The sequence below is a fragment of the Motilibacter aurantiacus genome, assembly GCF_011250645.1.
GTDB lineage: Bacteria > Actinomycetota > Actinomycetes > Motilibacterales > Motilibacteraceae > Motilibacter_A > Motilibacter_A aurantiacus.
In genome coordinates, this window is sequence record NZ_JAANNO010000018.1 from 1 (window position 1) to 25,803 (window position 25,803).

The 25,803-nt window shown below is 73.2% G+C and carries 19 protein-coding genes and 1 pseudogene; 8 read left to right on the plus strand and 12 right to left on the minus strand.

Features of this window, described 5'->3' with window-relative positions; all coding sequences use genetic code 11:
* Nucleotides 1-335: pseudogene (locus G9H72_RS23520) on the minus strand (OmpL47-type beta-barrel domain-containing protein); the annotation flags it as partial.
* 770 nt (nt 336-1,105) lie between these two features.
* Entirely contained in the window at nt 1,106-5,101 is a 3,996-nt protein-coding gene (locus G9H72_RS19295) for a ThuA domain-containing protein (protein WP_407939611.1), read from the minus strand.
* A 566-nt stretch (nt 5,102-5,667) separates the two neighbouring features.
* Between G9H72_RS19295 and G9H72_RS19300 the strand changes: the two genes are divergently transcribed.
* Nucleotides 5,668-7,134 carry a multicopper oxidase domain-containing protein gene (locus G9H72_RS19300; protein ID WP_166174217.1) on the plus strand — a complete coding sequence of 489 codons (1,467 nt, stop codon included), beginning with the start codon at nt 5,668-5,670 and terminating at the stop codon, nt 7,132-7,134.
* Nucleotides 7,134-8,306: a multicopper oxidase domain-containing protein gene (locus tag G9H72_RS19305; protein ID WP_166174219.1), complete on the plus strand. Its 1,173-nt coding sequence runs from the start codon at nt 7,134-7,136 to the stop codon at nt 8,304-8,306. Before G9H72_RS19300 ends, G9H72_RS19305 begins: the two co-directional genes overlap by 1 nt.
* Nucleotides 8,307-8,395: 89 nt before the next feature.
* Here G9H72_RS19305 and G9H72_RS19310 read toward each other — a convergent pair whose 3' ends face one another.
* Nucleotides 8,396-9,073, minus strand: a complete 678-nt coding sequence (locus G9H72_RS19310) for an HAD family hydrolase (RefSeq protein WP_407939612.1) — start codon at nt 9,071-9,073, stop codon at nt 8,396-8,398.
* Between the two features lie 43 nt (nt 9,074-9,116).
* Complete coding sequence (gene metH, locus G9H72_RS19315) at nt 9,117-12,590, minus strand: methionine synthase (RefSeq protein ID WP_166174223.1); 3,474 nt, start codon at nt 12,588-12,590, stop codon at nt 9,117-9,119.
* Nucleotides 12,591-12,843: 253 nt separating this feature from the next.
* On the opposite strand from metH, the gene G9H72_RS19320 reads away from it, so the two are divergent.
* Nucleotides 12,844-13,749 (plus strand): PAC2 family protein, encoded by a 906-nt coding sequence (locus tag G9H72_RS19320; RefSeq protein WP_166174225.1) that lies wholly within the window; start codon nt 12,844-12,846, stop codon nt 13,747-13,749.
* Here G9H72_RS19320 and G9H72_RS19325 read toward each other — a convergent pair.
* Nucleotides 13,720-14,223, minus strand: coding sequence for a MarR family winged helix-turn-helix transcriptional regulator (locus G9H72_RS19325; RefSeq protein WP_166174227.1), 504 nt, complete (start codon nt 14,221-14,223; stop codon nt 13,720-13,722). The two genes, G9H72_RS19320 and G9H72_RS19325, sit on opposite strands and share 30 nt — an antisense overlap.
* 101 nt (nt 14,224-14,324) lie before the next feature.
* On the opposite strand from G9H72_RS19325, the gene G9H72_RS19330 reads away from it, so the two are divergent.
* Complete coding sequence (locus G9H72_RS19330) at nt 14,325-16,418, plus strand: MMPL family transporter (RefSeq protein WP_166174229.1); 2,094 nt, start codon at nt 14,325-14,327, stop codon at nt 16,416-16,418.
* On the opposite strand, the gene G9H72_RS19335 is transcribed toward G9H72_RS19330, so the two are convergent.
* Both G9H72_RS19335 and G9H72_RS19340 read right to left on the minus strand, forming a co-directional pair.
* The gene (locus G9H72_RS19335; RefSeq protein WP_166174231.1) at nt 16,370-17,359 is read right to left on the minus strand and encodes a hypothetical protein; all 990 of its coding nucleotides are present in this window, start codon (nt 17,357-17,359) and stop codon (nt 16,370-16,372) included. The genes G9H72_RS19330 and G9H72_RS19335 overlap by 49 nt on opposite strands.
* On the minus strand, nt 17,356-17,703 hold the full coding sequence (locus G9H72_RS19340) for a PadR family transcriptional regulator (protein WP_166174233.1): 348 nt from the start codon (nt 17,701-17,703) through the stop codon (nt 17,356-17,358). Before G9H72_RS19340 ends, G9H72_RS19335 begins: the two co-directional genes overlap by 4 nt.
* 197 nt (nt 17,704-17,900) lie before the next feature.
* Here G9H72_RS19340 and G9H72_RS19345 point away from each other — a divergent pair, with 197 nt between their 5' ends.
* Both G9H72_RS19345 and G9H72_RS19350 read left to right on the plus strand, forming a co-directional pair.
* Nucleotides 17,901-18,179 carry an ArsR/SmtB family transcription factor gene (locus tag G9H72_RS19345; RefSeq protein WP_196791424.1) on the plus strand — a complete coding sequence of 93 codons (279 nt, stop codon included), beginning with the start codon at nt 17,901-17,903 and terminating at the stop codon, nt 18,177-18,179.
* 15 nt (nt 18,180-18,194) lie between these two features.
* Complete coding sequence (locus tag G9H72_RS19350; protein WP_166174237.1) at nt 18,195-18,674, plus strand: SRPBCC family protein; 480 nt, start codon at nt 18,195-18,197, stop codon at nt 18,672-18,674.
* A 392-nt stretch (nt 18,675-19,066) separates the two neighbouring features.
* On the opposite strand, the gene mshC is transcribed toward G9H72_RS19350, so the two are convergent.
* The 5 genes from mshC to G9H72_RS19375 all read right to left on the minus strand — a co-directional run bounded on the left by mshC (nt 19,067) and on the right by G9H72_RS19375 (nt 23,392).
* On the minus strand, nt 19,067-20,287 hold the full coding sequence (gene mshC / locus G9H72_RS19355) for a cysteine--1-D-myo-inosityl 2-amino-2-deoxy-alpha-D-glucopyranoside ligase (protein WP_166174239.1): 1,221 nt from the start codon (nt 20,285-20,287) through the stop codon (nt 19,067-19,069).
* Nucleotides 20,288-20,309: 22 nt separating this feature from the next.
* Complete coding sequence (locus G9H72_RS19360; protein ID WP_166174241.1) at nt 20,310-21,116, minus strand: SCO1664 family protein; 807 nt, start codon at nt 21,114-21,116, stop codon at nt 20,310-20,312.
* Nucleotides 21,117-21,179: 63 nt separating this feature from the next.
* Nucleotides 21,180-21,737, minus strand: a complete 558-nt coding sequence (locus G9H72_RS19365) for a DUF3090 domain-containing protein (RefSeq protein WP_166174243.1) — start codon at nt 21,735-21,737, stop codon at nt 21,180-21,182.
* 11 nt (nt 21,738-21,748) lie between these two features.
* Nucleotides 21,749-22,528 (minus strand): histidine phosphatase family protein, encoded by a 780-nt coding sequence (locus G9H72_RS19370; protein WP_166174245.1) that lies wholly within the window; start codon nt 22,526-22,528, stop codon nt 21,749-21,751.
* A gap of 36 nt (nt 22,529-22,564) precedes the next feature.
* Nucleotides 22,565-23,392 (minus strand): undecaprenyl-diphosphate phosphatase, encoded by an 828-nt coding sequence (locus G9H72_RS19375; protein WP_166174280.1) that lies wholly within the window; start codon nt 23,390-23,392, stop codon nt 22,565-22,567.
* Between the two features lie 153 nt (nt 23,393-23,545).
* On the opposite strand from G9H72_RS19375, the gene G9H72_RS19380 reads away from it, so the two are divergent.
* Both G9H72_RS19380 and G9H72_RS19385 read left to right on the plus strand, forming a co-directional pair.
* A complete protein-coding gene (locus G9H72_RS19380; protein WP_166174247.1) occupies nt 23,546-24,505 on the plus strand; it encodes an aldo/keto reductase in 960 nt (319 codons plus the stop codon).
* 59 nt (nt 24,506-24,564) lie between these two features.
* Nucleotides 24,565-25,644: a hypothetical protein gene (locus G9H72_RS19385; RefSeq protein WP_166174249.1), complete on the plus strand. Its 1,080-nt coding sequence runs from the start codon at nt 24,565-24,567 to the stop codon at nt 25,642-25,644.
* Nucleotides 25,645-25,803 lie beyond the last annotated feature (159 nt).

Below are 25,803 nucleotides of genomic sequence, written 5' to 3' on the forward strand. Positions count from 1 at the left end.
CCCGACTGCGGGCCCGCCAGCGCGGCGGTGACCGTGGGCGGGGTGGTGTCCGTCGGCGTCGGGTTGGCGATCGTGAAGGTGCTCGACCCGACCGGGGAGACGTTGCCCGCCACGTCCGTGGCGCGGTCGCGCACCGTGTGCGCGCCAACCGCCGAGACCGTGAACGGCGTGGTGTACGCGGTGAAGGCCCCGTTGTCGACCGAGTACTCGACCGAGGCGACGCCCGAGCCGCCCGGGTTGTCGGTCGCGGTCAGCGTGACCGTGACCGGGCCGGTGTAGTTGCCGCCCGACTGCGGGCCCGCCAGGGCGGCCGAGACCGTCGGGGCGGTCGTGTCGGTGGGAGTGCCCCCGCCGGTGACGACCAGCGTGCCCTGCATGGCGAACTGGTGGCCGGGGATGACGCAGTAGTACTTGAAGCTGCCGACCGGGAGGACGACCTCCTGGCTGATGCGCTCACCGGGCGCGGCGTAGACGTTGATGTCCAGGTTCTCGAAGGTGACCGTGTGCGGCATGCCCACCGCGCGCGTGTTGTCGAGCACGATCGTCGCCGGCCCGGCCACCGCCCCCGTCGGCTCCTCGAGGTAGAGGATCCGGTCGTCCGTGACCCAGGTCAGGATCTGTGCCTCGGCGCCGGCGATGTCGGCGTCCTTCGCCCCCGAGCTCGTGGATCCCTTGGCCGCGTGGCCCATGGCGGAGTGGTCCATCGACGTGTGGTCCGTGGACCCGGTGTCCGCGGCCTCTGGCACCGCGGTCTGGGGAGATGTCGCGACCGATGACGACGACCGTCCGGCGTCGTCCGCGGGCTGCGCGTAGGCCGTCGCGGGGAGGACCCCTGCCAGCGCTGTTGCCACGGCGACGGAGACGGCTGCACGCCATCGGTTGCGTGTTGGTGCACGCATATGTTGCTCCTCGTGGAACCGGGGGACGAAAACTCGCCTGCCGAGCAGGCGCGGTGTTCGATCGGGCAGAGCAGGCGGACCCGTCGCTGCACGTAATCGATTTAGCGAAATGAACCGTATGACGACCAGGGCCGGTTCGGTGCGCGGAGCACACCGAACCGGCTCTGGTTCCTCGCGTCGTGCTTATCGCTCAGCGAGTGGACGTGCTACTGCTGACCGTTCTCCGCGTCCTCCATCGCCTGGTACTTGGCGATGAGCTCCTCGGCCATGGCCACCAGCTGGTCGCGGACCTCGATGTCCTGCGCGTCGCCCTTCACCTGGTTCTTGGCGCGCGCGACGAACTGCTGCAGGAACCCGATCGTGCGCGTCTCGCTGCCCTGCGCCGCCGCGGCCGCGGCCCGGTCGAGCCGGTCCCGCAGGCTGGTGTCGACGTGCGAGGCGAGCCGGTCGAGGCTCCGGTAGATGTCCAGCGTCGTGTCGATCGAGGAGAGCTCGACGTTCAGCGGCTTGATCTCGATGTCGCGCATCTCGATCACATCGGCGTTGCCGTGGTTCTGCAGGCCGATGTAGCCCTCGACGAACTGGCGCAGGGCCGTCGGCGGGTCGCCGGCCCGGGAGGACGTCTTGCCCGGGGTGTTGTCGTACTCGTTGATCACCACGCCGTTGCGGATCATCGTGTACCGCTGCCCGACGACGCGGATCTCGTACTCGTTCCACTCACCCTTGGGGGTGGCACCGGCGGCCTCGAGGCTGTTGACCTGGTCGAAGTTGTAGACCGACCCGGTCTTCTGCACCTCACCCGTGGCGCCGTCGTAGATCTGGATCTCGTGGCCGCAGAAGATCGCGATCCACGCCGGCTGGGTGGCAGCGGAGCCGGTCCGCCCGCACTCGGGACGCTGCGCCAGCGGGGTCCGCAGGTCCGGGAACCGGACGAAGACGCCGCTGTTGGCGCGGGTGTTGCCCGGCGCCACGTCCTTGAACTGCAGCTTCAGCGAGAAGTCCTTGAACTGGTGCTGCGGGTACCACAGCATGCCCAGCCCACCGGAGCTGCGGATCGTGCCCTCCGGTGTGAGCGTCCACTGGCCGGGGCCGGCCTGCGCCCACTGGGAGAAGCTCTCGGCGGTGCCGTCGAACAGCGGCACGTAGCCACCGATGCTGACCTTCGTCGTCACCGTCTCGCTGGTGCCGTCGGCGTAGGTCACCGTCAGGGTGGCCGTGTAGTCGCCGTTGCGGGCGTAGGTGTGCGTCGGGTTCGCCTCCGTGGACGTCCCGCCGTCGCCGAAGCTCCACTCCCACATGACGCCGCCGGAACGGGCGCCGGTGAACTCGATCGTGCGCGAGTCCGTCGCGCTGGCCCGGTTGAGGGCCGACGGGAGCGGGGTCGCCGCGCCACCGTTGTAGGAGATCTTGATCAGCTTCTGGTTGTTCGTGAGGCTGAAGAAGCCGGTCGAGTAGTCGAGCATGTAGAGCGCGCCGTCGGGGCCGAACTTCGCGTCCATCCAGTTCTGCAGCGTGGTACCGGTGCTGCCGGGGCGGATGATGCTGCGGATGTCCTCGGCGAAGGCCGGCGGGGCCTGCTCGGCGACCTTGGCCGGGTCGACCGTCACCGCGATGCGGTTGCCCGAGCTCTGGTAGTCACCGATCAGCCACTTGCCCTCCCAGTAGGACGGCCACTTGACCGTGCTGTTCGGGTCGATCTGCGACTGGCGGTAGGTCGGGCCGGACATGACGGCCTGGCCGCCACCCCGCAGGTACGGCTGGGTGTGGACGACGTCCTTGAGGTCGTACGTCGGGATCTGGCGCCCGTCGACCTCGCGGGTCGGGAAGACCGGGCCACCACCGGAGGGCGAGTACCAGATCATGTTGTTGCGCGCCGGCGGGATGTTGCGCAGGCCGGTGTTGCGCGGCGAGTCGTTGACCAGGTTGTCGCAGTCGTACCAGTTGGTCGGAAGGCTCGCGTCGGTGTTGCTGCGGTTGCGATAGGGCTGCTTGTTGCCCATGCAGAAGGGCCAGCCCTGGTTGCCCGCCGAGGTGATGATGGTGGCGGTCTCGTACTTGGCCGGGCCCCAGATCGGGCTGGGGTCGTTCGCGTCGGGGCCGACCCAGCCGGTGGTCACCCACTGGGTGTCGGGGTCGACCTGGAGGCGCGAGATGTTGCGGACGCCCATGACGTAGATCTCGGGGCGGGTCTTGCCGCCGCCCTCCTCGTTCCCGGTGAAGAGGTTGCCCTCGGGGATCGTGTAGGTGCCGTCCGGCTCCGGGTGGATGCGGATCATCTTGCCGTTCAGGTCGTTCGTGTTGCCGGAGGTCCGGCGCGCGTCCTGGAACGAGATGCCGGCGAACTCCTGGGTCCAGTTGTTGCCGGAGTAGCCGCCCGAGCCGCCCGAGGAGTTCGCGTCGCCCGAGCCGATGTAGAGGTTGCCCTTGGCGTCGAACGCCATGCCGCCGCCCGCGTGGCAGCAGCTGTGGATCTGCGTCTCCCACTGCAGCAGGTCCTTGCGCGTCGACTGGTCGATGGTGCGGTTGACCGGGTCGTAGGTGAAGCGCGAGACCGTGCGCTTGCCGGTGTGACGGACGCGGTCGACCGTCTCGTGCGGCATCCAGTAGACGTACAGCCAGTTGTTCTCCATGAACTTGGGGTCCGGCACGATGCCGAGCAGGCCCTCCTCGTTCTTCTGGAGCTCGGTGCCGCCACCCCGGTGGCCCATGACGGCGAGCGTCGTCAGGAGCTTGACCGACTTGGTGGACGGGTCGTACTCGTGGATCGTGCCGCAGCCGAGGCCGACGTTGGGGTTGTCCCACGGGACGATCGGCGCGGTCCGGCAGGCGGCCTTGCCGACGTAGAAGACCTTGCCGTTCGGGGCGATGGTGAGGCCGTGCGGCTCACCGATCTGGTCCAGCTGACCGGCCTGGTTGGTCGCGGTCAGGCGCTCGATGGTGTAGTTGGAGCCGATCGTGGCCTTGCAGTCGCCGCGCACCATGCCGGTCGTCCAGAGCAGCGCGCCCTTGAGGTGGCTGCGGAAGCCCTCCTCCGAGTAGCTCGCCGCCGTGCCGCCCATGCCGGTGTAGAAGGAGCGGCCGCCGTCGTAGTCACGGCACCAGGAGATCGGGTGGAAGGCGCCGTTCGCGCCGTCACCCGGCTTGTAGCTGGCCTCGCGGACCTGGGCGATGGTGTGGACCGTGCCCACCGGGTTCTCCGCCCAGTTGGTCCACTTGTCGGTCCGCGTCCAGGTCAGCGGGAGCCCGGCGTTCGCCGGGTGCTGCCGGTCCACGAGCTCGACGACGGCCTCCTGAGCGGGGACCGCCGGCGGCGGGCCCTCCGGCTCCGGGCCGTAGAACTGCAGGTCCGCGAGCTGGGTCTCGGCCGCACCGGCGTTGCGCGGGACCGTCAGCCGGAAGTACTGGTAGGCCGTGGTGTTCGCGATGTCGAAGCCGCGCAGCTGGAAGCGCTGGGGGAAGTCCTGGTTGGTCTTCGTGTCCAGCGGGGCCCAGGTCGTGCCGTCGGTGGAGCCCTCGAGCGTCCAGTCCAGCGGGTCGCGGTCCTCGGAGTCGTTGGCCGAGGTGAGCGAGTAGCGCTTGATGACCGTGGACTGGCGCAGCTTGACCGTGATGAGCCCCGTGCGGGCGAAGGCCAGCCACTTGGTCGACGGGTTGCCGTCGATCAGCTTGTCCGGGGTCTCGGCCGCCGGGTTCGGGCCGTTCGCGGTCGCGGACTCGGCAGGCTCCGCCACGCGGGCGATGCCGGCCGGGCGCGCCCCGATGAGGCCCGTGAACCACGACGAGTCCTTCTGGACCTTGGCCGCGTCACGGATGCCCACGAAGCCGTTGCCCGCCCGGATGTAGGCCTGGAGGGCGGCCTCCTGCGCCTCGGACAGGGTGACGCCCTCGGCGGAGAGCATCACGACGCTGCGGTACTTGGCGAGCCCCGCGGCCGTGAACACGGCGGGGTCGGACGACGCCTCGACGGCGAAGCCGTTGGCGGCCGCGAGGCCCTGCAGCGTGGACACGGCCTGGGCCACAGGGTCGTCCTGCTGGGCCGCGGCGCCGTGGAAGACGAGCACGTTGGGAACCACGGCGGCCACAGCCGCCGCCTTCACGGTTGCCTGGGCGGTGGCGGCCTCTGCACTCGGCGGGCCTGCCACTGATAGCGCTAGGAGTGACCCCATCCCCAGGGTCACCCAGCGCCGTACACGCACCTGCATTGACTCTCCTCGTTGAGGTCGCGAGCGGCGTGCACGCAGCACAAGACCTGGGCCTGGCCGGCCCAGATCAGGTGCGACGTGACTGACGACGTTGTCGTACGTCAGTGCGGAACATAACGAGAACCTGAGAGTCGTGTAAACAGGCGGGTTTCACGGGGACGAGTGGCGTTATCCGATCGTGACCGGGTCGCTTGCCGCGGCAAACAGTGTGCTGCCCCATCACAACCGCAGTGCTCGTCGTCACCGGGGGGAGTCCGGCGCCGGGGCTTGACGATCCGGACTGCGGGCCCCATCGTTCAGATCGGTCGGTCAATCGGGCCGTGCCGGGCACCGCCATGCCTCGCGGAGCGTCCCGGCGCACGACCAAGGACCTAGAAATCAGGAAGTGGAGTTCGCGCTAATACTTTATTGCCGGTACCGCGTGGACCGCGACGATCCCGATGTGGCCGTCTACACTGCCTGCTCCGGCTCCACTCCGACCCGGTTGCCCCGCCCCGCTGACCTCGTTGCGTCGGCGATCACTTCCCTCTTGCTGAACTGCTCTCAATGACGAGGAGCCCCCGCTCATGGAAGACACCGCCGTCCCCCCGGTGCGCAGTGACCGCTTCGCCCGCCGCGCCCTGCTCGCGGGCTTCGTCGGCACCGCGGCGGCAGCTGTGGTGGTCCCCAAGGTCACCGCCTCGGCGCAGGCTGCTCCCGGGCCGAAGGCCGTGGCGCCCGCCGGCGGCCAGACCCACGACGTGACGATCTACGCGGTCGCCCTTCCCGACGGCAACTTCGCCTACGGCTACACGCCGGAGACGGCGAGCATCCCCGGCCCGACGCTCGAGATGGTCGAGGGCGACACCCTCCGCCTGCGCGTGATCAACCGCACCGGCCGGGTGATGTCCGCCCACCCGCACGGGGTCGACTACGACATCGAGAGCGACGGAAGCCTCCAGACCGGGACGGCGATCCCCGCCGACGGCGAGCGCACCTACGTCTGGCGCAGCCACGTCGGCGGCGTAGGTGCTGACGGCGTCTACACCCCGGGCAGCGCGGGCTACTGGCACTACCACGACCACGCGCTGAACGGCAGCGCGCACGGGACCGAGGGCATCCGCCGCGGCCTGTACGGCGCCCTGATCGTGCGGCGCGCCGGCGACCCGCTGCCGGACGTGCAGAACATCGTCGTCATCAACGACGCGAACATCAACAACAAGGTGGCGCCCAACACGCCGACCTTCACGGCCCGGCAGGGTCAGCGCGTGGAGTGGGTCGTCATCGGGCACGGCAACTCGTTCCACACGTTCTCGCTCAAGGGCCACCGCTGGGCCAACAACCGCACCGGCCTGATCTCCGGGCCGAACGACGGCTCCCAGGTCGTCGACACCCGTACGGTCGGGCCGGCCGACTCCTTCGGCTTCCAGGTCATCGCCGGCGAGCGGGTCGGGCCGGGCCGCTACGAGTACCACACCCACGTCGCCCTCTTCTGGGACCGCGGAGTGTTCGGGTGGTTCGATGTGCTGGAGTCCCCCGCGCCGGTCGTGACGGTCACCGGCATCGCCGACGGCGAGACGTACGGCGACTCCCTCAGCAAGACCGTCAACTGGACGGTGACCGGCGGGGCCGCCACCGGGGCGAGCTCGGCGACGCTCGACGGCCAGCCGCTGGCCAACGGGTCGACGCTTCGGCTGTGGACGCTAGCGCTGGGCCAGCACGAGCTGGTCGTGACCGCGAAGGGCACCGACGGCGACACCACCACGACGGTTCGCTTCTCGACCCGGGCCACGTTCGCCGACCTGCAGGCCCTGGTCACCGCCCTCCCGCTCAGCGAGACCACGCGGGCCGGCCTGCTCGACCGGGTCACCCGTGCGGCGGGCAAGGCCTCCTCGGGCAGCGAGTCCGGCGCGGTCAGCCTGCTCGAGCAGTTCGTCAGCCGGGTCGAGAACCAGGTGCGCAGCAATGCCGAGGTGCGCTCGGTCCTGCTGCGTGACGCCCAGGCCCTGATCGCCGAGCTGCGGGCGCTCGACGCGGCCGAGGGCGGCCGCTGATGCCCACGTCCCCGCTCGAGAACGCCCCCCGCAGCGGTGCCGCTGCCGCAGAGGCCGGCGAGGGCAACCTCCTGCCGCGCCGCCGGCTGCTCATCGGCGGCCTGGCGGGCACCGCGGCCGCCGCCGTCGTCCTCCGCCCGGGCCTGGCGACCGGTGACGACTCCGCTCCCGCCTCCCTCGGGACGGTGCCGCGGGCCGGCGCCGGCGGCACGGTCCGCGAGGTGACGCTGTACGCCGTGGCCGGCCCCGGCACCCGGCTCGCCTACGGCACCACCCCGGAGAACGCGAGCATTCCCGGCCCCACCCTCGAGGCCATCGAGGGCGACGAGCTCCGGGTGACGCTGATCAACACCACGACCGAGACCGTGTCGCTCCACGCGCACGGGGTCGACGTGCCGGCGGCCGACGACGGCACCCCCGCCAGCGGGTCGGTCGTGGCCCCGGGCGCTCAGCACACGTACGTGTGGCGCACTCACGGCCCGACCCAGCGCGCCGACGGGACGTGGGAGCCCGGGTCCGCCGGCTACTGGCACTACCACGACCACGCGGTCGGGTCGGTCCACGGCACCGGCGGCATCACGCGCGGGCTCTACGGCGCGCTGGTCGTGCGCCGCCCCGGGGACCCCCTGCCGGAGAAGCAGTTCGTCACGTTCTTCAACGAGCTGACGATCAACAACTCCGCCGTGCCGGACTCGGTGAACTACAGCGCCAACCTGGGCCAGCGGGTCGAGTGGATCATGGTGACGCACGGCGTCGCGTCGTTCCACACCTTCCACGCGCACGCCCACCGCTGGGCCGACAACCGGCTCGGGATCCTGTCCGGGGACGACGACGGCACGGCGGTCATCGACAACCGCACGACCGGGCCGGGCGAGTCCTTCGGCTTCCAGATCATCGCCGGTGAGCACGTCGGGCCGGGCACGTGGATGTACCACTGCCACGTGCAGTTCCACTCCGACGGCGGCATGATCGGCATCTTCACGGTGAACAACGCCGACGGCACGCCTCCCCCCGGGCACGAGGAGCACATGGGCAACCACCGTCAGATGGCCGCGGAGATGATGTCCGGGGGCGGCCACGCCCACGCCCACGCGGACGCTCCCACCTCCGTCAAGGACGTGACCGCCGGGTCGGTGACGGACGAGACCGCCCACGCGGGCCACGGAAGCTGAGCCACCGCTCGCCGGGTGTCGGAAGAGGGGCGCCTTCTCGCGATCCAGTTCGCGAGAGGGCGCCCCTTCTTCCGCCGTTGCCGGCGGGGTCAGCCGGCGACGAGCCGGCGCAGGAACGCGAGGTCGACGTCCTCGAGCGAGGTCACCACCGTGCGCGTCGGGGCCGGCTCGATCGGGACGACGCTGGGAATCGCGAGGACCGCCGCGCCGGAGGCCTCGCCCGCGCGTACGCCGGTGGGAGAGTCCTCCAGCACCGCGCAGCGCGCGATCGGCACCCCGAGCCGCTCCGCGGCGAGCAGGTACGCGTCGGGCGCCGGCTTGAGGTTGGCCACTTCGTCCCCCGCGATGCTGAAGGCGAAGTGCTCCGCGCCGACCGCGGACAGGACCGCGTCGACCAGCCGCCGGTACGAGGCGGACACCAGCGCGCACGGGATGCCCGCCGCGTTCACCTCGTCGAGCAGCGCCTTGGCCCCCGCCATCCAGTGCACCGGCCCGGTGCGGAGCCGGTCCTCGACCTCGGCGTTGAGCCGCTGCGCGACCTCGCCGGCCGACAGGTCGGTCCGGCCGGCCTTGGCGAGCATGACGCGCGCGACCTTGTCGATCGGGCCGCCGACGTTCTTCGCCTGGTCCTCCGGCGTCCAGACGCCGCCGAGCTCGGCGGTGACGGCGATCTCCGCTTCCAGCCAGGTCTCCTCGCTGTGCACGAGCGTGCCGTCCATGTCGAACAAGACGGCCGCGAGGCCCGCCTGGTTGCCGGTCAGAGCAATCTCCGATTCGTGAGTTGTCGATCAGGTGTCGATCGCGTGCAGGTCAGGCGTTGAAGTACTTCGCCTCGGGGTGGTGCACGATCATCGCGTCGGTCGACTGCTCCGGGTGCAGCTGCAGCTCCTCCGACAGCGACACCCCGATGCGCTCGGGCCTGAGCAGGTCGACGAGCTTCGCGCGGTCCTCCAGCTCCGGGCAGGCCGGGTAGCCGAAGGAGTAGCGCGACCCGCGGTAGGCCTGGCCCCGCAGCATGCCGGCCAGGTCGCCGTCCTCGGCGGCGACGCCCAGCTCGTCGCGGACCCGGGCGTGCCAGTACTCCGCGAGCGCCTCGGTCAGCTGGACCGACAGCCCGTGGATCTCGAGGTAGTCGCGGTAGTTGTTCTTCGCGAAGATCTCGTTGGCGAACTCGCTGACCCGGTTGCCCATCGTGACGACCTGGAACGCGACCACGTCCGTGTCGCCGGAGTCCTTGGCCCGGAAGAAGTCCGAGAGGCAGAGGTGCCGGTCACGCCGCTGGCGCGGGAACGTGAAGCGGGTGAGCTCCCCGCCGTCCTCCCCCGCCACCACGAGGTCGTCGCCCTCGCTCCACGCGCGGAAGTAGCCGTAGACCACGGCGGCCTCGATCAGGCCCTCGGTCTTGATGCGGTCCAGCCACATGCGCAGCCGGGGCCGGCCCTCGGACTCGACGAGCTCCTCGTACGACGGGCCCTCCCCGCGCGAGGACTTCAGCCCCCACTGGCCCATGAACGTCGCGCGCTCGTCGAGGTAGGCCGCGTACTCGGCGAGGGCGATGCCCTTCACCACCCGCGTGCCCCAGAACGGCGGCTCCGGCACGGGGTTGTCGGCCGCGACGTCGCTGCGTGCGGGCATCTCCTCCAGCGGGGTCAGCTGCAGGGTCGCGCCGCCGGCCACCCGCCGCTTGCGCAGCTGGGGCAGCTGCGCGCCGGGGACGCCGCGCTTGACGCCGATGATCGCGTCCATGAGGCGCAGTCCCTCGAAGGCGTCGCGCGCGTAGCGCACCTCGCCCTCGTAGATCCCAGCGAGGTCCTCCTCGACGAAGGCGCGGGTCAGGGCGGCCCCGCCGAGGATGACGGGGAACTTCGCGGCGATGCCGCGGGAGTTCATCTCCTCGAGGTTCTCCTTCATGATGACCGTCGACTTGACCAGCAGGCCGGACATCCCGATCACGTCGGCCTTGTGCTCCTCGGCGGCCTCGAGGATCGCCGACACCGGCTGCTTGATGCCGATGTTGACGACGTCGTAGCCGTTGTTGGACAGGATGATGTCCACGAGGTTCTTGCCGATGTCGTGGACGTCGCCCTTGACCGTGGCCAGGACGATCTTGCCCTTGCCGGCCGCGTCGGCCTTCTCCATGTGCGGCTCGAGGTAGGCCACAGCGGTCTTCATGACCTCGGCGCTCTGCAGCACGAAGGGCAGCTGCATCTCGCCCTTGCCGAAGAGCTCGCCGACGACCTTCATGCCCTCCAGAAGGTGGTCGTTGACGACGTCGAGGGCCTTGATGCCGCTGTCGAGGGCCTCCTGCAGGTCGCCCTCGAGCCCGTTGCGCTCACCGTCGATGATCCGGCGCTGCAGCCGCTCCCCCAGCGGGAGCGCGGCGAGCTCCTCGGCGCGGGAGGCGCGTACGGACGCGGCGTCCACGCCCTCGAACAGCTCGAGGAAGCGCTGCAGCGGGTCGTAGCCCTCTCGCCGCCGGTCGTAGACCATGTCCAGCGCGACCTCGCGCTGCTCGTCGGGGATGCGCGCCATCGGCACGATCTTGGCCGCGTGCACGATCGCCGAGTCGAGCCCGGCCTCCACGCACTCGTGCAGGAACACCGAGTTGAGCACGATGCGGGCGGCCGGGTTCAGCCCGAAGGAGATGTTCGACAGCCCCAGCGTCGTCTGCACGCCGGGGTAGCGCCGCTTGATCTCGCGGATCGCCTCGATCGTCTCGATGCCGTCGCGCCGGGTCTCCTCCTGGCCCGTCGCGATCGGGAAGGTCAGCGCGTCGATGAGGATGTCCTCGACCGCCATGCCGTACTCGCCGGTCAGCTGGTCGATGAGCCGCGACGCCACTCGGACCTTGTGCTCGGCGGTGCGCGCCTGGCCCTCCTCGTCGATCGTGAGGGCGATGACCGCGGCGCCGTGCTCCTTGACCAGGGGCATGATCCGGCGGAACCGCGAGCCCGGCTTGTCGCCGTCCTCGTAGTTGACCGAGTTGATGATCGCGCGCCCGCCGAGCAGCTCCAGGCCGGCCTCCAGGACCGCGGGCTCGGTGGAGTCGATGACCAGCGGCAGCGTGGAGGACGTCGCGAAGCGCCCGACGATCTCCTTGATGTCGGCCACGCCGTCCCGGCCCACGTAGTCGATGCAGACGTCGAGCAGGTGGGCGCCGTCGCGCGTCTGGTCGCGCGCGATCTCGACGCAGTCGTCGTAGCGCCCCTCGAGCATCGCGACGCGGAACGCCTTCGACCCGTTCGCGTTCGTCCGCTCCCCGATCGAGAGGTAGGACGCGTCCTGGTGGAAGGGAACGGAGGTGTAGAGGCTGGCGACGCCCGGCTCCGGGTGCGGCTGGCGCTCGGCGAGCTCACGGCCGCGCACGCGCTCGACCACGGCCTGCAGGTGCGCGGGGGTCGTGCCGCAGCAGCCGCCGACGAGGCCGAGGCCGTACTCGCGGGTGAAGGCGTCGTGGGCGTCGGCGAGCTCGGACGGGCTCAGCGGGTAGCGGGCGCCGTCCGCGGTCAGCTCGGGCAGCCCAGCGTTGGGCATGCAGGAGAGCCCGATGCGGGCGTGCCGCGACAGGTGGCGCAGGTGCTCGCTCATCTCCGCGGGCCCGGTCGCGCAGTTGAGCCCGATCAGGTCGATGCCGAGCGGCTCCAGCGCGGTGAGGGCGGCGCCGATCTCGCTGCCGAGCAGCAGCGTCCCGGTCGTCTCGACGGTGACCTGCGCGATCACCGGGAGGTCGACCCCCGCCTCGGTGATGGCCCGCTTGGCGCCGATCACCGCGGCCTTGGCCTGCAGGAGGTCCTGGGCGGTCTCGATCAGCAGCGCGTGCGCGCCGCCGGCGATCAGCCCCGCGGCGTTCTGCTGGTACGCGTCGCGCAGCTTCGCGTAGGTCGTGTGCCCCAGCGTCGGGAGCTTGGTGCCCGGCCCCATGGAGCCCAGCACCCAGCGCGGGCGGTCCGGCGTCGACGCCGCGTCCGTCGCCTCGCGGGCGATGCGGGCGCCGGCCTCGGCCAGCTCGAAGATCCGCTCGGGGATGTCGTACTCGGCGAGGTTCGCGAAGTTGGCCCCGAAGGTGTTGGTCTCGACGCAGTCGACCCCGACCGAGAGGTACTCCTCGTGCACCGTCCGGACGATGTCCGGCCGGGTCACGTTGAGGATCTCGTTGCACCCCTCGTAGCCCTGGAAGTCCTCCAGTGTCGGGTCCTGGGCCTGGAGCATCGTGCCCATGGCACCGTCCGCGACGACGACGCGCTCGGAGAGCGCTTGGCGCAGAGATGCCGACGTGGGGGACATCGATCCTCCGGAAGAAGCGACGGCGCTCACCGGCCCCGCGGCCAACGGGACCTGCGCGCGCGGGAGGGCAGCCCCCTCCGTGCGGCTCAGCCTACGCGGCCGGGGGCCCGGCCCTGGAGCCTCACGGGGCGTTTGCCAGCGCGAGGACGGGCAGGATGCCGGGCACACGTAGGCTGGCTCGCTTGGGGAGCCCGGCGAGCGGCCGGCGTTCCGTCGTCCGTGCAGGTGTGCTGCGGTTCTGGAGGTGCGGCGAGTGATCGAGCTCGAGGGTGTCCCCGAGCTGGTCGACCCCGTCCTCATCGCCGCGTTCGAGGGCTGGAACGACGCCGGTGAGGCCGCCACGGGTGCGATCGAGCACCTGGAGCGGGAGTGGAAGGCGTCGCCGATCGGCGCGCTCGACCCGGACGACTACTACGACTTCCAGGTCAACCGCCCCACCGTCGGCATCTCGGCCGACGGCGAGCGGTCGATCACCTGGCCGACGAGCAGGTTCTCGTACGCCCGGGTGCACCTGCCGGCGCAGGGCCGGACGCGCGACGTGGTGCTGCTGCGCGGCATCGAGCCGAACATGCGCTGGCGCGGGTTCACCGACGAGATCCTCGAGCTGGCGGCGGAGCTCGGCGTGGAGATGGTCGTCACGCTCGGCGCCCTGCTGGCGGACGCCCCGCACACCCGGCCCATCCCGGTGACGAGCTCCGCGACCGAGCCGGGCCTCGCCGGCCGGCTGGGCATCGAGATCTCGCGCTACGAGGGCCCGACCGGGATCGTGGGCGTGCTGCAGGACCGCGCCGGGCAGCTCGACGTCCCCGCCGTGTCGCTGTGGGCCGCCGTGCCGCACTACGTGGCCCAGCCGCCCTCGCCGAAGGCCACGCTGGCGCTGCTGCGCGCGGTGGAGGACCTGCTCGACCTGTCCGTCCCGCTCGGTGAGCTGCCCGAGGACGCCCGCGCCTGGGAGCGCGGGGTCGACGAGCTCGCGGCCGAGGACTCCGAGGTGGCCGAGTACGTCCGCGGCCTCGAGGAGGCCAAGGACACGGCCGACCTGCCCGAGGCGAGCGGCGAGGCGATCGCCCGCGAGTTCGAGCGCTACCTGCGCCGGCGCGGGGACAACGGGCCCGGGCAGGGCCCGCCGTCAGGGCCGGGCCCCACCTCCGGCCGCTGACCCCTCCTCCTCCAGGTAGTCGCGCATCACGGCGCCCACCTGCGTGAGGTAGCGCGTCACCGCGTCCTGCTCCTCCGGGGGCAGCGCCTGCCCCACCGCGTGCAGCCGGGCCAGCAGCGGGCCGAGCTCGCTCAGCACATGGGCCGACCCCTGCGGCGTCACCTCGACGACCTGCCGGCGGCCGTCCGCGGGGTGCGGCCGCCGGACGACGTGCCCGGCGCTCTCCAACCGGTGCAGCCCCTGGGTCGCCGCCGCGCTGGAGACCCCGAGCCGGCGGGCCAGCTCGGCGGGGCCGAGCGGCCGCCCGTCGGGCTCGGTCATGACGTGCTCGACCGCCTCGACATCGCGCAGCGCCAGGCCGAGCCGGTCGGCCATCGCCACCCGGGTCAGCGCCGAGAGCGTCAGGACGTCCCGGAGGGCGCGGTCGACCGGGCCAGGTGCGGGGCGCCCGGGTTGCGCCGCCTGCTGGGACATGTACGGTCCTTCCGAGAACGCTAAGCCGCTTAGCGACTTGGAGGTCGTCCGTGGCACGCCCCCGTCCGCCCCGTCGTACCACAGCCGCGAGCCGCTCGCCCGTGGGCCGGGTGCGCTCCTGGCTCGTCGTGCTGCTCGCCCTGCTGGCCTCGGGCGCGTTCTTCGCCCTCGGGCCGGGCGAGGCCACGACGGAGGCGGACGGAGCGAGCGGGCTGGCCGACGGTGCGCAGTCCACGCGGGTCGCGCGGTTGCAGGAGGAGCTGCCCGGCAGCGGGGTGGCGCCGGTCCTGGCCGTCTACTCGCGCACCGACGGGAGCCCGCTGGGGGGCGAGGCACTGGGCGCGGTGGAGGCCGCCGCTACCCGGCTGGCGGAGCTCTCCGCTCGGGCAGAGCAGGGCCCGCAGGGCCTGCAGGTGTCCCAGGACGGGACGGTCGCCACGGTCACGATCCCGGTCAGCACCTCCGAGGACACGGTGGAGCAGGACGTCGCGGCCGTCCGGTCGGCCGCCGCGCAGGGCTTGCCCGACGGGGTCCGGGCCCAGGTGACAGGCGGGCCGGCGTACGCGGTCGACCTGTCCAGCGTCTTCGACGGGGCGAACACCAAGCTCCTCGTCACGACCGCGGCGGTGGTCGCGCTGCTGCTGCTCGTGACGTACCGGAGCCCGATCCTGTGGCTCGTCCCCCTGCTCGTGGTCGGGATCGCGGACCGGCTAGCCACGGTCGTGGTCGGCGCGCTCGCTCCCCGCGCGGGAATCGACATCGACGGGTCCGCCGCCGGCATCCTGTCGGTGCTGGTGTTCGGCGCGGGCACGAACTACGCGCTGCTCCTCGTCTCCCGGTACCGGGACACCCTGCGCGGCGAGGCGGACCGCTTCGTGGCCATGCGACGGGCGCTGCGGTCGACCGCCCCGGCCGTGCTCGCCAGCGGCGGCACCGTCCTGCTCAGCCTGCTGACCCTGCTCGCGGCGGACCTCACGTCGAATCGCGGGCTCGGCTTCGCCTGCGCGATCGGTGTCGCGATCGCGATGACGTTCGGGCTCGTGGTGCTGCCGGCTGCGCTGGTGCTGCCGGGGCGCTGGTTGTTCTGGCCGCTGGTGCCCCGCGTCGCCGAGGCGCACGGCGCGGACGAGGAGCAGCACGGGGTGTGGCACTCGGTGGGACGCGCCGTCGCCCGCCGGCCGCGGATGGTCGTCGCCCTCGGGGCTACCGCTCTCGCCCTGATGGCGGTCGGGGCACTGTCGGTCGACACCGAGCTGGCAGCCGAAGAGCGATTCAGGAACCCGCCGGAGGCGGTGCTCGGGCAGCAGACGCTGCAGAAGGCCTTCCCCGCCGGGACCACCCAGCCACTGACGGTGCTCGCTGCTCCCGGTGCCGCTCTCAAGGTGGTGGCGGCCGCCGAGCGCGTCGACGGAGTGGCCGCGGCGGGCGCGGTGACGGACGAAGGCCGCTTCGCTGTCGTGCAGGTCGTGCTCACCGACTCCCCCGGCAGCCCCGGCTCCGACACCGCGCTCTCCGCGCTGCGTGCCGCCCTCGCCGACGTGCCCGACGCGGGGGCCCTGGTGGGCGGGGCCACCGCGGAGGAGTACGACACGGCGCGCGCCACCGAGCGGGACACCCGGCTCGTGGTCCCGCTCGTCCTCGCGATCGTGCTGGTGGTGCTCGCCCTGCTGCTGCGGTCGGCGGTCGCCCCCGTGCTGCTCGTCGCCACCGTCGTCGCCTCGTACTTCGCCAGCCTCGGCGCCAGCTGGTGGGTGTTCGACCTCGGCTACGGCTTCCCCGCCCTCGACACCCCGGTGCCGCTGCTGTCGTTCCTCTTCCTCGTCGCGCTCGGGGTCGACTACAACATCTTCCTCATCGCCCGCACGCGCGAGGAGGCCCTCGCCGGACGGACCACGCGGGACGCCGTGCTGCACGCGCTGGCGGCGACCGGGGGCGTCATCACGAGCGCCGGGATCCTGCTGGCCGCGGTGTTCGCGGTGCTGGGGGTCCTGCCGGTCATCACGCTCACGCAGATCGGCGTCATCGTCGGGATCGGCGTGCTGCTGGACACCCTGCTCGTGCGGACCGTCCTCGTGCCGGCGCTGGTGCTGGTCCTGGGTGACCGGTTCTGGTGGCCGTCGCGGCCCGGGGGCGGTGCGGTGCGGGGTCAGTCGGCCCTGCGCTCCAGCCGCACGCGCACGCCGGCCAGCCGGTAGCCGGCAGCGACGCAGAGCACCGCCGCCACGGCCGCTCCCACGAGGAGTGGTGGCCCGGAGCGCCCCACGGGGCTGGCTCTCGACCACGTGCCGAGCAGCAGGGCCAGCCAGGGCAGCAGCGCGAACAGCACTCCCCCGGCCCAGGCCTGCCGCCGGCCCAGGAGCGCGGCGAGGCTCGCAGCCGTGCCGAGGGCCAGCAGCGCCCCGGCACCGGCTCTCAGCTCGAGGCCGTGCGCGTAGTAGAAGTAGTCGCGCAACGGCAGGTCGTCGCGCTGCAGCCAGGGCCGCCACAGCGGGAGCCCGACGGCGACGAGGGTGACCACCGCGGGGGCGCCGACGGCCCGTACGCCCACCCGCCGCAGCGGTGCCACGGCGACGAGCAGCCCGAGCAGCGCCACAGGGACGAGCACGAGCGTCGACGGGCGCTCCAGCCCGCGGTGCGGGTAGCCGTTGGACACCAGCAGCGGCAGGGCGAGGGCGGCCCCCGCGACGGCACCGGCCAGCACGCGGGCGACCGCGGCCCGCCGAGCCAGGGCGGCCAGCACGGCGAGCAGCCAGGCGGCGTACAGGAGGGCGCCGACGGTCGCGATCGGGCCGGCGCTTGCGCGCCCGGACGGTGGCGCCCACGGCGGCAGCAACTCGCCGAACGTCAGCAGCGCCAGGCAGAGGCCGGCTCCGCTGCCCAGTGCCACCGTGCCCGCGGTCACGCGGACGGGAGCCGGCACGACGTCGAGCAGCACCCGGCCACGGGCCGCGAGGCCCTGCCCCACGACGTCGCGCACGTCGGCGGCGCCGGGACGCGTGCGGCCCTCCGCTGCGGCCTGGTCCAGCAGGACGCCCAGCAGCGCCTCCCCGTGGCGCCGCCGCCAGCCGGGCGGGTAGGCCCGCAGCAGCTGCCGGTACGCCCGCTCGAGCCCCTCGGCCCCGGGCGAGGCGCTCATGCCGGAGCCACCTGTCGCGGCGCGCGCGCCTGCCGCAGCCGCGCCGTGGCCCGCTCCGCGTTCTGCCGCATCCGCTCGGCCTGCTCGGCGAGGGCGCCCGCGCCCTCGTCGGTCAGGGCGAAGTAGCGGCGCAGCCGCCCGTCGACGACCCGCTCCCCGTGCGGAGCGACCAGCCCGTCGCCGGCGAGCCGCTCGAGGGCGGCGTAGAGCGTTCCCGGCCGGAGCCGGACCCTGCCCTCGGACAGCTCGGACACCTCGCTGATGACCGCGTACCCGTGCAGCGGCCCGCCGGCGAGTGCACTCAGGATCAGGAACGACGGTTCCCTGATCTCGGCAGCGCTCATCGCGCCATCATACTCAGATCATCGGTATATACGCCAGCCCTCCGGGCCGGGTTCTTCAACCGAAGGGTTGACGAGAGCTCGTCGCAGGCCTAGCGTCATACGCAACCAATCGGTTGAACGATCAGGAGGCCCCCCAGGTGCCCGCCGACCAGCTCTCCCGGGTCTTCGCTGCACTGGCGGACCCCACGCGGCGGGACATGGTCGCGCGGCTGACCCGTGGGGACGCCACCGTCAACGAGCTGGCCGAGCCGTACCCCGTGACGGTCCAAGCGGTGTCCAAGCACGTGAAGGTGCTGGAGGACGCCGGGCTGGTCAGCCGGCGCCGGCAGGCCCAGCGCCGCCCCGTCCACCTCGAGGCCGAGGTGTTCGACCTGATGACAAAGTGGATCGAGCGCTACCGCCGGCAGGCGGAGGAGCGCTACCGGCGCCTCGACGAGGTGCTGCGCGACATGCCCGACGAGCCCGACCCCGACTGACCCCAGGAGGCACGGATGTCCACCACCACGTTCGAGACCCGCATCGAGGTCGACGAGAAGGTCCCCGCCGTCCACATCACGCGCGAGTTCAACGCGCCGGCGGCCACGGTGTTCCAGGCCCACGTCGACCCGGGCCTGCTCGTCCGCTGGCTCGGGCCGCGCAGCTGCGAGATGCGCATCGGGCACTACGACGCCCGGACCGGCGGCTCCTACCGCTACACGCACATCGACGCCGACGGCGAGTACGGCTTCTGGGGCAGCTTCCACGAGATCCGCCCCGGGGAGCTGATCGTGCAGACGTTCGGCTTCGACGGCGCCCCGGACGGGGTCGCCCTCGAGCGGATCGTCTTCACCGACCTCGGCGACGGGCGCAGCCGGCTGGTCTCGACCTCCCTCGCGGAGTCCTTCGAGACCCGGGACGAGTTCGTCGCCAGTGGCATGGAGTACGGGGTGCGCGAGGGCTACGAGAAGCTCGACGAGGTGCTCGCCGGGTAGCCCGTGGGGCTCTCCCGGTCGAAGGGCCTCGTCAGGCAGCTCCCCGGCGAGAAGCGGTAGGCCCGTCTGCCGGGATCGGCCGGGGCGCGGTCGTCCGCACGCCCGCTGGTCCTGCGGCCCGCCTTGCGGCGTTCACCTGCACGGCTGCCGGGTCGCGCTGGGGAAGCCCCGGCGCGGGCGACCCGGACGCGCCCGAGCGCCGTGATCGTGGGGTAGTCGGCGCCTCGCCCCGGCGTGTCGCGTCGACTACCCCAGGATCATCGGGTCGGAGGGCCGGTCGCGCCCACCGTGTCGGACGGGGCGGTGAGCTCATCAGCCCGGAGGCCGGCGTGGTGCCCAGCGTCCGACATGCCGCCGTCGGGCGCCGACCGGGCGGGCCGGGCGCCCGATGGCTACAGCCGCACGCCCAGCAGCGCGTCCACGGCCCGCGCGACCAGCCCGGCCGCCCCGGGGACGTCACCCTCGCCGCGGCCCGCAGCCGCCGCCCACTCGTCCACGACGCGCAGCGCGGACGGGGCGTCGAGGTCGGCGGCCAGCGCCCTGCGTACGCCGGACAGCACCGGCTCGGGGTCCGGCCCCTCGTTGCGGGCGAGCGCGCCCCGCCAGGCGTCCAGCCGCGCCTGCGCACCGGCGAGGTCGGCGTCGGTGTACTCCCAGTCGGACCGGTAGTGGTGCGCCAGCAGCACCAGCCGGACGGCAGCGGGGTCCACGCCGGCGGCGCGCAGCCTGGAGACCAGGACGAGGTTGCCCCGGGACTTGGACATCTTCTCGCCCTCGTAGCCCACCATCCCCACGTGGGCGTAGACCCGGGCGAACTCCGAGCCGAGGGCGTGCGCGTGCGAGGCGCTCATCTCGTGGTGCGGGAAGACGAGGTCGCTGCCGCCGCCCTGGACGTCGAAGCCGCCGCCGAGGTGGTCCAGCGCGATGACGGTGCACTCGATGTGCCACCCGGGGCGCCCCGGCCCGACCGCCGAGGGCCACGACGGCTCGCCGGGCCGCTCGCCGCGCCACAGCAGCGGGTCGACGCCGTTCCGCTTGCCGGGCCGCTCGGGGTCGCCGCCGCGCTCGGCCGACAGCTTGCGCTGCACGTCGTCGGCCAGCCCGGACACCCGCCCGTACGCGCTGTCGGCGGTGACGTCGAAGTACACGTCCTGCTCGACGCGGTACGCGCTGCCCTCGCCGAGCATGCGGCCCACAGCGTCGCCGATCGCCGAGACCGCCTCGGTCACGCCGACGTACGCGTCGGGCGGGATCACCCCGAGCGCCGCCATGTCCTCCCGGAAGAGCGCGGTCTCGCGCTGGGCCAGGTCGCGCCAGTCGACCCCGGTGGCGGCGGCGCGCTCGAGCAGCGGGTCGTCGACATCGGTGACGTTCTGGACGTACGTCGTACGCAGCCCCGCGTCCCGCCAGGCGCGCAGCACGAGGTCGAACGCGACGTAGGTGGCCGCGTGCCCCAGGTGCGTGGCGTCGTACGGGGTGATGCCGCAGACGTAGATCCTCCCCTGCTCGGGGCCCCCGACCGGCTGCAGCGAGCCGGTCGCAGTGTCGTGCAGGAGGAGCTCGGAGCCTGCTCCCGGAAGAGTCGGAACGGAGGGAGCGGGCCAGGCATGCACTACAGAAGCGTAACCAGCCCGTTCAGAACGCCGGCCACGGGATCGCGGGCCAGCCCGGGACCGGGCGCGGCATGCGCGCCTCGCGCAGCAGCCGGCGTACGCGCCGCTCGGTGGCCGTGACCTCCGCGGCGGTCAGGTGCTCGGCCAGCTGGGAGCCCAGCTCCCCTTCCAGCCCGTCCCGCACCCGGGCGAGGGTGTCGAGGTCCTCGGCGTCGATCCGCCGCCCGGCCCAGCCCCAGAGGACGGTCCGCAGCTTCTCCTCGACGTTGAACGAGACCCCGTGGTCGACGCCGTGCACGGGCGCGTCGGCTGCAGGCCCGAGGGGCAGGATGTGGCCGCCCTTGCGGTCCGCGTTGTTGACCACCGCGTCGAAGACCGCCATCCGGCGCAGCCGCGGGTCGGCGGCGTGGGCCAGCACGACCGCCTCGCCCCCCTCGCCGCGGGCGTCCAGGACGGCGAGCCAGCCCGGCGGCAGCGCAGGACGGGTGACGATGTCCACCAGCTCGACGGTGTCGTCGGCGTCCACCCACAGCTGCACCATGCCGGGGCCGAAGGGGCCGTCGCGCAGCACCGTCGGGGGCACGACGTCCCATCCGGCGTACGCCGAGACGAGGTACGCCGACACCTCCCGCCCGGCGAGCGTCCCGTCCGGGAAGTCCCACAGCGGCCGCTCCCCGGCGACCGGCTTGTAGACGCAGGCGGACTCGACCCCGTCGAGGCTGATGCGGGCGTAGAGCGTGGCGTTCGAGGCGTCGACCAACCGGCCCTCGACCTCGATGCTGCCCTCGCGAAGCAGGTGCAGCGCGTCGGCGACCGCGGACGTCGTCATGCCTCCAGTCTTACCGCCCGGCGGCGGGCGCGCGCGGCAACCGCCTCAGCAGCGGGCGGTCGCTCAGCGCCGGTAGCCGTTGGCCCGCGGGCAGACGTGGCCCTCGGGGTCGAGCGGCAGGCCGCAGAACGGGCACGGCGGGCGGCCGGCCGACACGAGCGCGAGCGCCCGCTTGGCGAAGGCGCGGCCGGCGGCGCCGGACAGGTGCACCCGGAGCAGGTCCGGGCCCTCGTCGTCGTCGGCCAGGTCCTCGACGTCGGTGTCGTCGCCGGTCGCCTCCTGGGCCTCGACGACGAGCTCCTCGGCGTCCGCGTCCCACTTGAGGGCCATGGTCCCGACGCGGAACTCCTCGACGACCGGCAGGTCGAGCGGGCCGTTGTCGTCGAGCTCGGCCGGCGCGACCGCCGGCACGGCCGTGGCGCCTCCGGTGCGGCGTACGACCTCGTCCAGGAGCTCCTCGACCCGCTCGGCGAGCGCGGCGACCTGCTGCTTCTCGAGGGCGACGGTGGTGGTCCGGTCACCCGCGCGGGCCTGCAGGTAGAACGCCCGGGAGCCCGGGACGCCGATGGTGCCGGCGACGAACCGGTCGGGCGGGTTGTACTCGAAGAGCTGTCGGGGCACGGCCGAACAGCCTATGCGCTGGCTGCGGGTGGCCGGGCCGCGCCGCGGTCCTCGGCGGCTCCGGCGGCATCGGTGGCATCGGTGGCGGCGGTGGCTGACCCGGTGAGCCCGGCGCCGCCGCCGACGACGGCGTCCGTGGCCTGCGTGCGCCGGCGGCCGCGCTTCTTCGCCGGCGGTGCGAGCCAGGACAGGTCACCGCCGGTGTCGTTCATCCGCAGCACGTAGGGGCGCTGGTCGGTGTAGCGGACGACGGAGACCGAGCAGGGGTCGGCGACGATCCGCTGGAAGGCGTCGAGGTGCATCCCGAGCGCGTCGGCGAGCACCGCCTTGATGACGTCCCCGTGCGAGAACGCGGCCCACACCGCGTCCGGGCCGAGCCGGGCGTTGACGTCGCGCACCGTGTCGACGGCACGGGTCTGCACCTCCCGCAGCGACTCCCCGCCGGGGAAGGTCACCGCGCTGGGATGGGTCTGCACGACCTTCCACAGCGGGTCCTTCGCCAGCGCCTTGAGCTCCTTGCCGGTCCACTCGCCGTAGCGGCACTCGCCCAGCCGGTCGTCGACGGACGGCTGGAGGCCGCGCCCGGCGAGCACGGCGGACGCCGTTTCCAGGCAGCGCTGCAGGGGGCTCGTCACCGCGGCGGTGAGGGGCACGCCCGCCAGCCGGTCGTGCAGGGCCGCCGCCTGCGCCCGGCCGGTGTCGTCGAGAGCGACCCCTTCGGACCAGCCCGCGAGGACGCCGCTGGTGTTCGCCGTCGTGCGGCCGTGGCGTACCAGCAGGACTGTGGTCACGGCCGTCACCCTACGTGCGCGGACGGTGAGGCCCGCTCAGGGCTGGGCCGAGATGACCCCGGCCCCGAGCAGCGCGAAGACTCCGAGCCCGAGCAGGATCCGGTAGACCACGAACGGGCGGAACGAGCCCTTCGAGATGTAGCGCAGGAACCACGCGATGACCGCGAACCCGACGACGCCGGCGATCACCGTGGCGAGGATGGTCGGGCCCCACTCGACCGGCGCCTCCCCGGAGGCGATGTCCTTGAGCTCGAAGAGCCCGGAGGCGAGCACGGCCGGGATGGCCAGGAGGAAGGAGAAGCGCGCCGCCGCCTCCCGCCTGTAGCCCAGCAGCAGCGCCGCGCTGATCGTGCCGCCGGACCGCGAGACGCCCGGCACGAGCGCCAGCGCCTGCGCGAAGCCGCAGATGATGCCGTCCCGGAGGGTCAGCTTCTCCAACGGCTTGGCGTTGCGCGCGACCCGGTCCGCGTAGCCGAGGACGAGCGCGAAGCCGACCAGCGTCGCCCCGATGACCCAGAGCGAGCGGAACGCCGACTCGATCGGGTGCTGCAGCAGCAGGCCGAGCACCCCGATCGGCAGGGTGCCGACCAGGACGAGCCAGCCGAGCCGGGCATCCGGGTCCGAGCGCATCTCCTTGTCCGTGAGCGAGCGGAACCACGCCTTGAGGATGCGGATGATGTCGCGGGCGAAGTAGACGAGCACGGCGGTCTCGGTGCCGAGCTGCGTCACGGCGGTGAAGGCCGCACCGGGGTCCTCCCAGCCGAACAGCTCGGCCGATATCCGCAGGTGCGCGCTGCTCGAGATCGGGAGGAACTCGGTCAGACCCTGCACGACGCCGAGGACTGCCGCCTCGCCCCACCCGATCAAGCTCAAGCCCGTGCTCCCCTGCTCCGGCCGGCTCCGGTCGGCCCCGGTCGGCCCCGGTCGGCACGGCGTTTAGACAACTCAGGGACCCTAACGGGCCGAGATCGCGCGGGCGTGCCGCGGCGCGCGGTGGGCGGGCTAGGCTCGCGGCCCGTGGAGGAGCGGTACGTCGGACGGAGCGGGCTGCGGGTGTCGCGGCTCGGCCTCGGGACCATGACCTGGGGCCGGGACACCGACGAGCACGAGGCCGCCGACCAGCTGCGCGCCTTCGTCGACGCGGGAGGCACGCTCGTCGACACGGCCCCGTCGTACGCCGAGGGCGCCTCCGAGCAGATCCTCGGCGGGCTCCTGGCGCAGGTGGCCGACCGCGACCGGCTCGTGCTCGCGACCAAGGGCGGCATCGGCCGCCGGAACGGCCGCGGCTACGTCGACACCTCGCGCCGTGGCCTGCTCGCCCAGCTCGACACCTCGCTGCAACGGCTCGGCGTGGCGCACGTCGACCTGTGGCAGGTGCACGTGTGGAGCGCCGACGTGCCGCTCGAGGAGACCCTCGCCGCGCTGGACCACGCGGTCGTGAGCGGGCGCGCCCGCTACGTCGGGGTGTCGAACTACGCCGGCTGGCAGCTCGCCCGCGCAGTGACCCTGCAGGAGGCGCTGCACCGCACGCCGCTCGTGTCCAACCAGGTCGAGTACTCGCTGCTGGCCCGGGCCGCCGAGGCCGAGGCCCTGCCCGCGGCCCGCGCCCTGGGCGTCGGGCTCCTGTCCTGGTCCCCGCTCGGCCGCGGCGTCCTCACGGGCAAGTACCGCTCGGGCGTCCCGGGCGACTCGCGCGGCGCGTCCGCCCACTTCGGGCCCTTCGTCGAGCACTACTTCGACCGGCGCTCGCGATCGATCGTGGACGCGGTCGTCACCGCGGCCGACGGGCTCGGCGTGTCGCCGGTCGAGGTGGCCCTCTCCTGGGCCCGCGACCGGCCCGGGGTCGCGGCGGCCGTCGTCGGCGCGCGCACCGCCGCGCAGCTGCGCGGCTCGCTGTCCGCCGAGGACGTCGTGCTCCCCGACGCCATCCGCGATGCGCTGGACGACGTGTCGGCGCCCGGCGCCGGCGAGGACTGACGGGGCCCGCGCTGTCGCCGCTCGATCACGCGTACGCCGTCGACGGGCCGTGGGCGCAGGTGCTCGCCGCGCCCGGCGGCAGCCCGCGACGCGCCGACGCGCTGGCGGCCGAGGCCGGCGTACGCCCCGACGACCCGCGCCGGGGAGCGGCACTCGCCGAGTGGCTGCTCGTGCGCGCTGCCCGTGACGGGCACACGTGGGCGCCGGAGCCGGTCCTGCGCTCCGCGCTCTCGGCGCTCGAGGTTCACGACCCCGCCGCGGCTCTCGGGCTGGCCGGCGACCTGGGCGCGGTCGTCGCGCCCGCCGACGGGGCGCTCGCGCTGACCGGGCTCGCGCTCGTCGAGGAGGAGGCTGCCGAGGAGGTCGAGCGGCTGCTCGTCACCGGCGGGACGGTCCGCTGCGCCGTCGGGCCGGACGGGCCCGCGCGCGACGCCGCCGCCCCTGCCGCGCGAGCCCACACCGTCCAGGCCGACCGGCTGGACGCGGCCGCCCTGCGCGACCTCGCCGCCGAGGTCGAGGACGGCGAGGACCTCGTGCTCGCCGGCGACCCTGCGCTCCTCCCCGGTGGCACCGGCCAGGTGCTGCGCGACCTGCTGCGCTCGGGCGTGGTGGACGTCGCGGAGGCCGACGGGCCGCCCCACCCGGGTGTACCGGAGCCGCTCGCCCGCCTCCGGCTGGCCGTACGCAACGGCGAGCTGCCCCCGCCCGGCGAGCTGACGAGCCCCGGACGGGAGGTCGTGGTCGTGCCGGCGCCCGCGGACGAGCACGTCGTCGCGAAGGTGGTGCAGCTCGTGGGCACGTCGATCCCACGCGCCTTCGGCACGGCGCCCGACCGGGTCCGCGTGGTCACCCCGCTGGCCCGCGGCGCAGCCGGCGCCCGAGCGCTCACGCAGGCGCTGGGACGCGAGGTCACGACCGTGGCCGACACGGCGGGCACGACCTGGGACGCCCTGGTGCTGGTGCTGCCGGGCTCGTCGGCCGGGGCGCTCTCCCGCGAGCTGGTGCTCACCGCCCTCGCCGGCGCCCGGCGTCACGTGTCGGTCGTGACGTCGGTGGGGCCGGCGCTGCCGCGTGCGGTGGCCCGGGTGCCGGCCCGCCCCCGTCGGTCGAGGCTGGCCGGCCTGCTGGCCGGCGGCTGAGCCGGCCGCCGCCTCAGGGGCGGCCGGCCTGTCCGGGCGGGTCCTCGACGTCGTCGATGTCGACGTACTCGTCCTCGTCGTCGACCTCGTCGACCTCGTCAGCCTCTTCGTCGTCGAGCTCGTCGTCAGCCTCGTCGTCAGCCTCGTCGTCAGCCTCGT

Excerpts from the sequence above, each read along its gene's own strand:
- G9H72_RS19295 (WP_407939611.1), bottom strand. The coding sequence starts at position 5,101 with ATGCAGGTGCGTGTACGGCGCTGGGTGACCCTGGGGATGGGGTCACTC.
- G9H72_RS19300 (WP_166174217.1), top strand. The coding sequence starts at position 5,668 with ATGGAAGACACCGCCGTCCCCCCGGTGCGCAGTGACCGCTTCGCCCGC.
- G9H72_RS19305 (WP_166174219.1), top strand. The coding sequence starts at position 7,134 with ATGCCCACGTCCCCGCTCGAGAACGCCCCCCGCAGCGGTGCCGCTGCC.
- metH (WP_166174223.1), bottom strand. The coding sequence starts at position 12,590 with ATGTCCCCCACGTCGGCATCTCTGCGCCAAGCGCTCTCCGAGCGCGTC.
- G9H72_RS19325 (WP_166174227.1), bottom strand. The coding sequence starts at position 14,223 with ATGTCCCAGCAGGCGGCGCAACCCGGGCGCCCCGCACCTGGCCCGGTC.
- G9H72_RS19335 (WP_166174231.1), bottom strand. The coding sequence starts at position 17,359 with ATGAGCGCCTCGCCCGGGGCCGAGGGGCTCGAGCGGGCGTACCGGCAG.
- G9H72_RS19340 (WP_166174233.1), bottom strand. The coding sequence starts at position 17,703 with ATGAGCGCTGCCGAGATCAGGGAACCGTCGTTCCTGATCCTGAGTGCA.
- G9H72_RS19345 (WP_196791424.1), top strand. The coding sequence starts at position 17,901 with ATGGTCGCGCGGCTGACCCGTGGGGACGCCACCGTCAACGAGCTGGCC.
- G9H72_RS19350 (WP_166174237.1), top strand. The coding sequence starts at position 18,195 with ATGTCCACCACCACGTTCGAGACCCGCATCGAGGTCGACGAGAAGGTC.
- G9H72_RS19360 (WP_166174241.1), bottom strand. The coding sequence starts at position 21,116 with ATGACGACGTCCGCGGTCGCCGACGCGCTGCACCTGCTTCGCGAGGGC.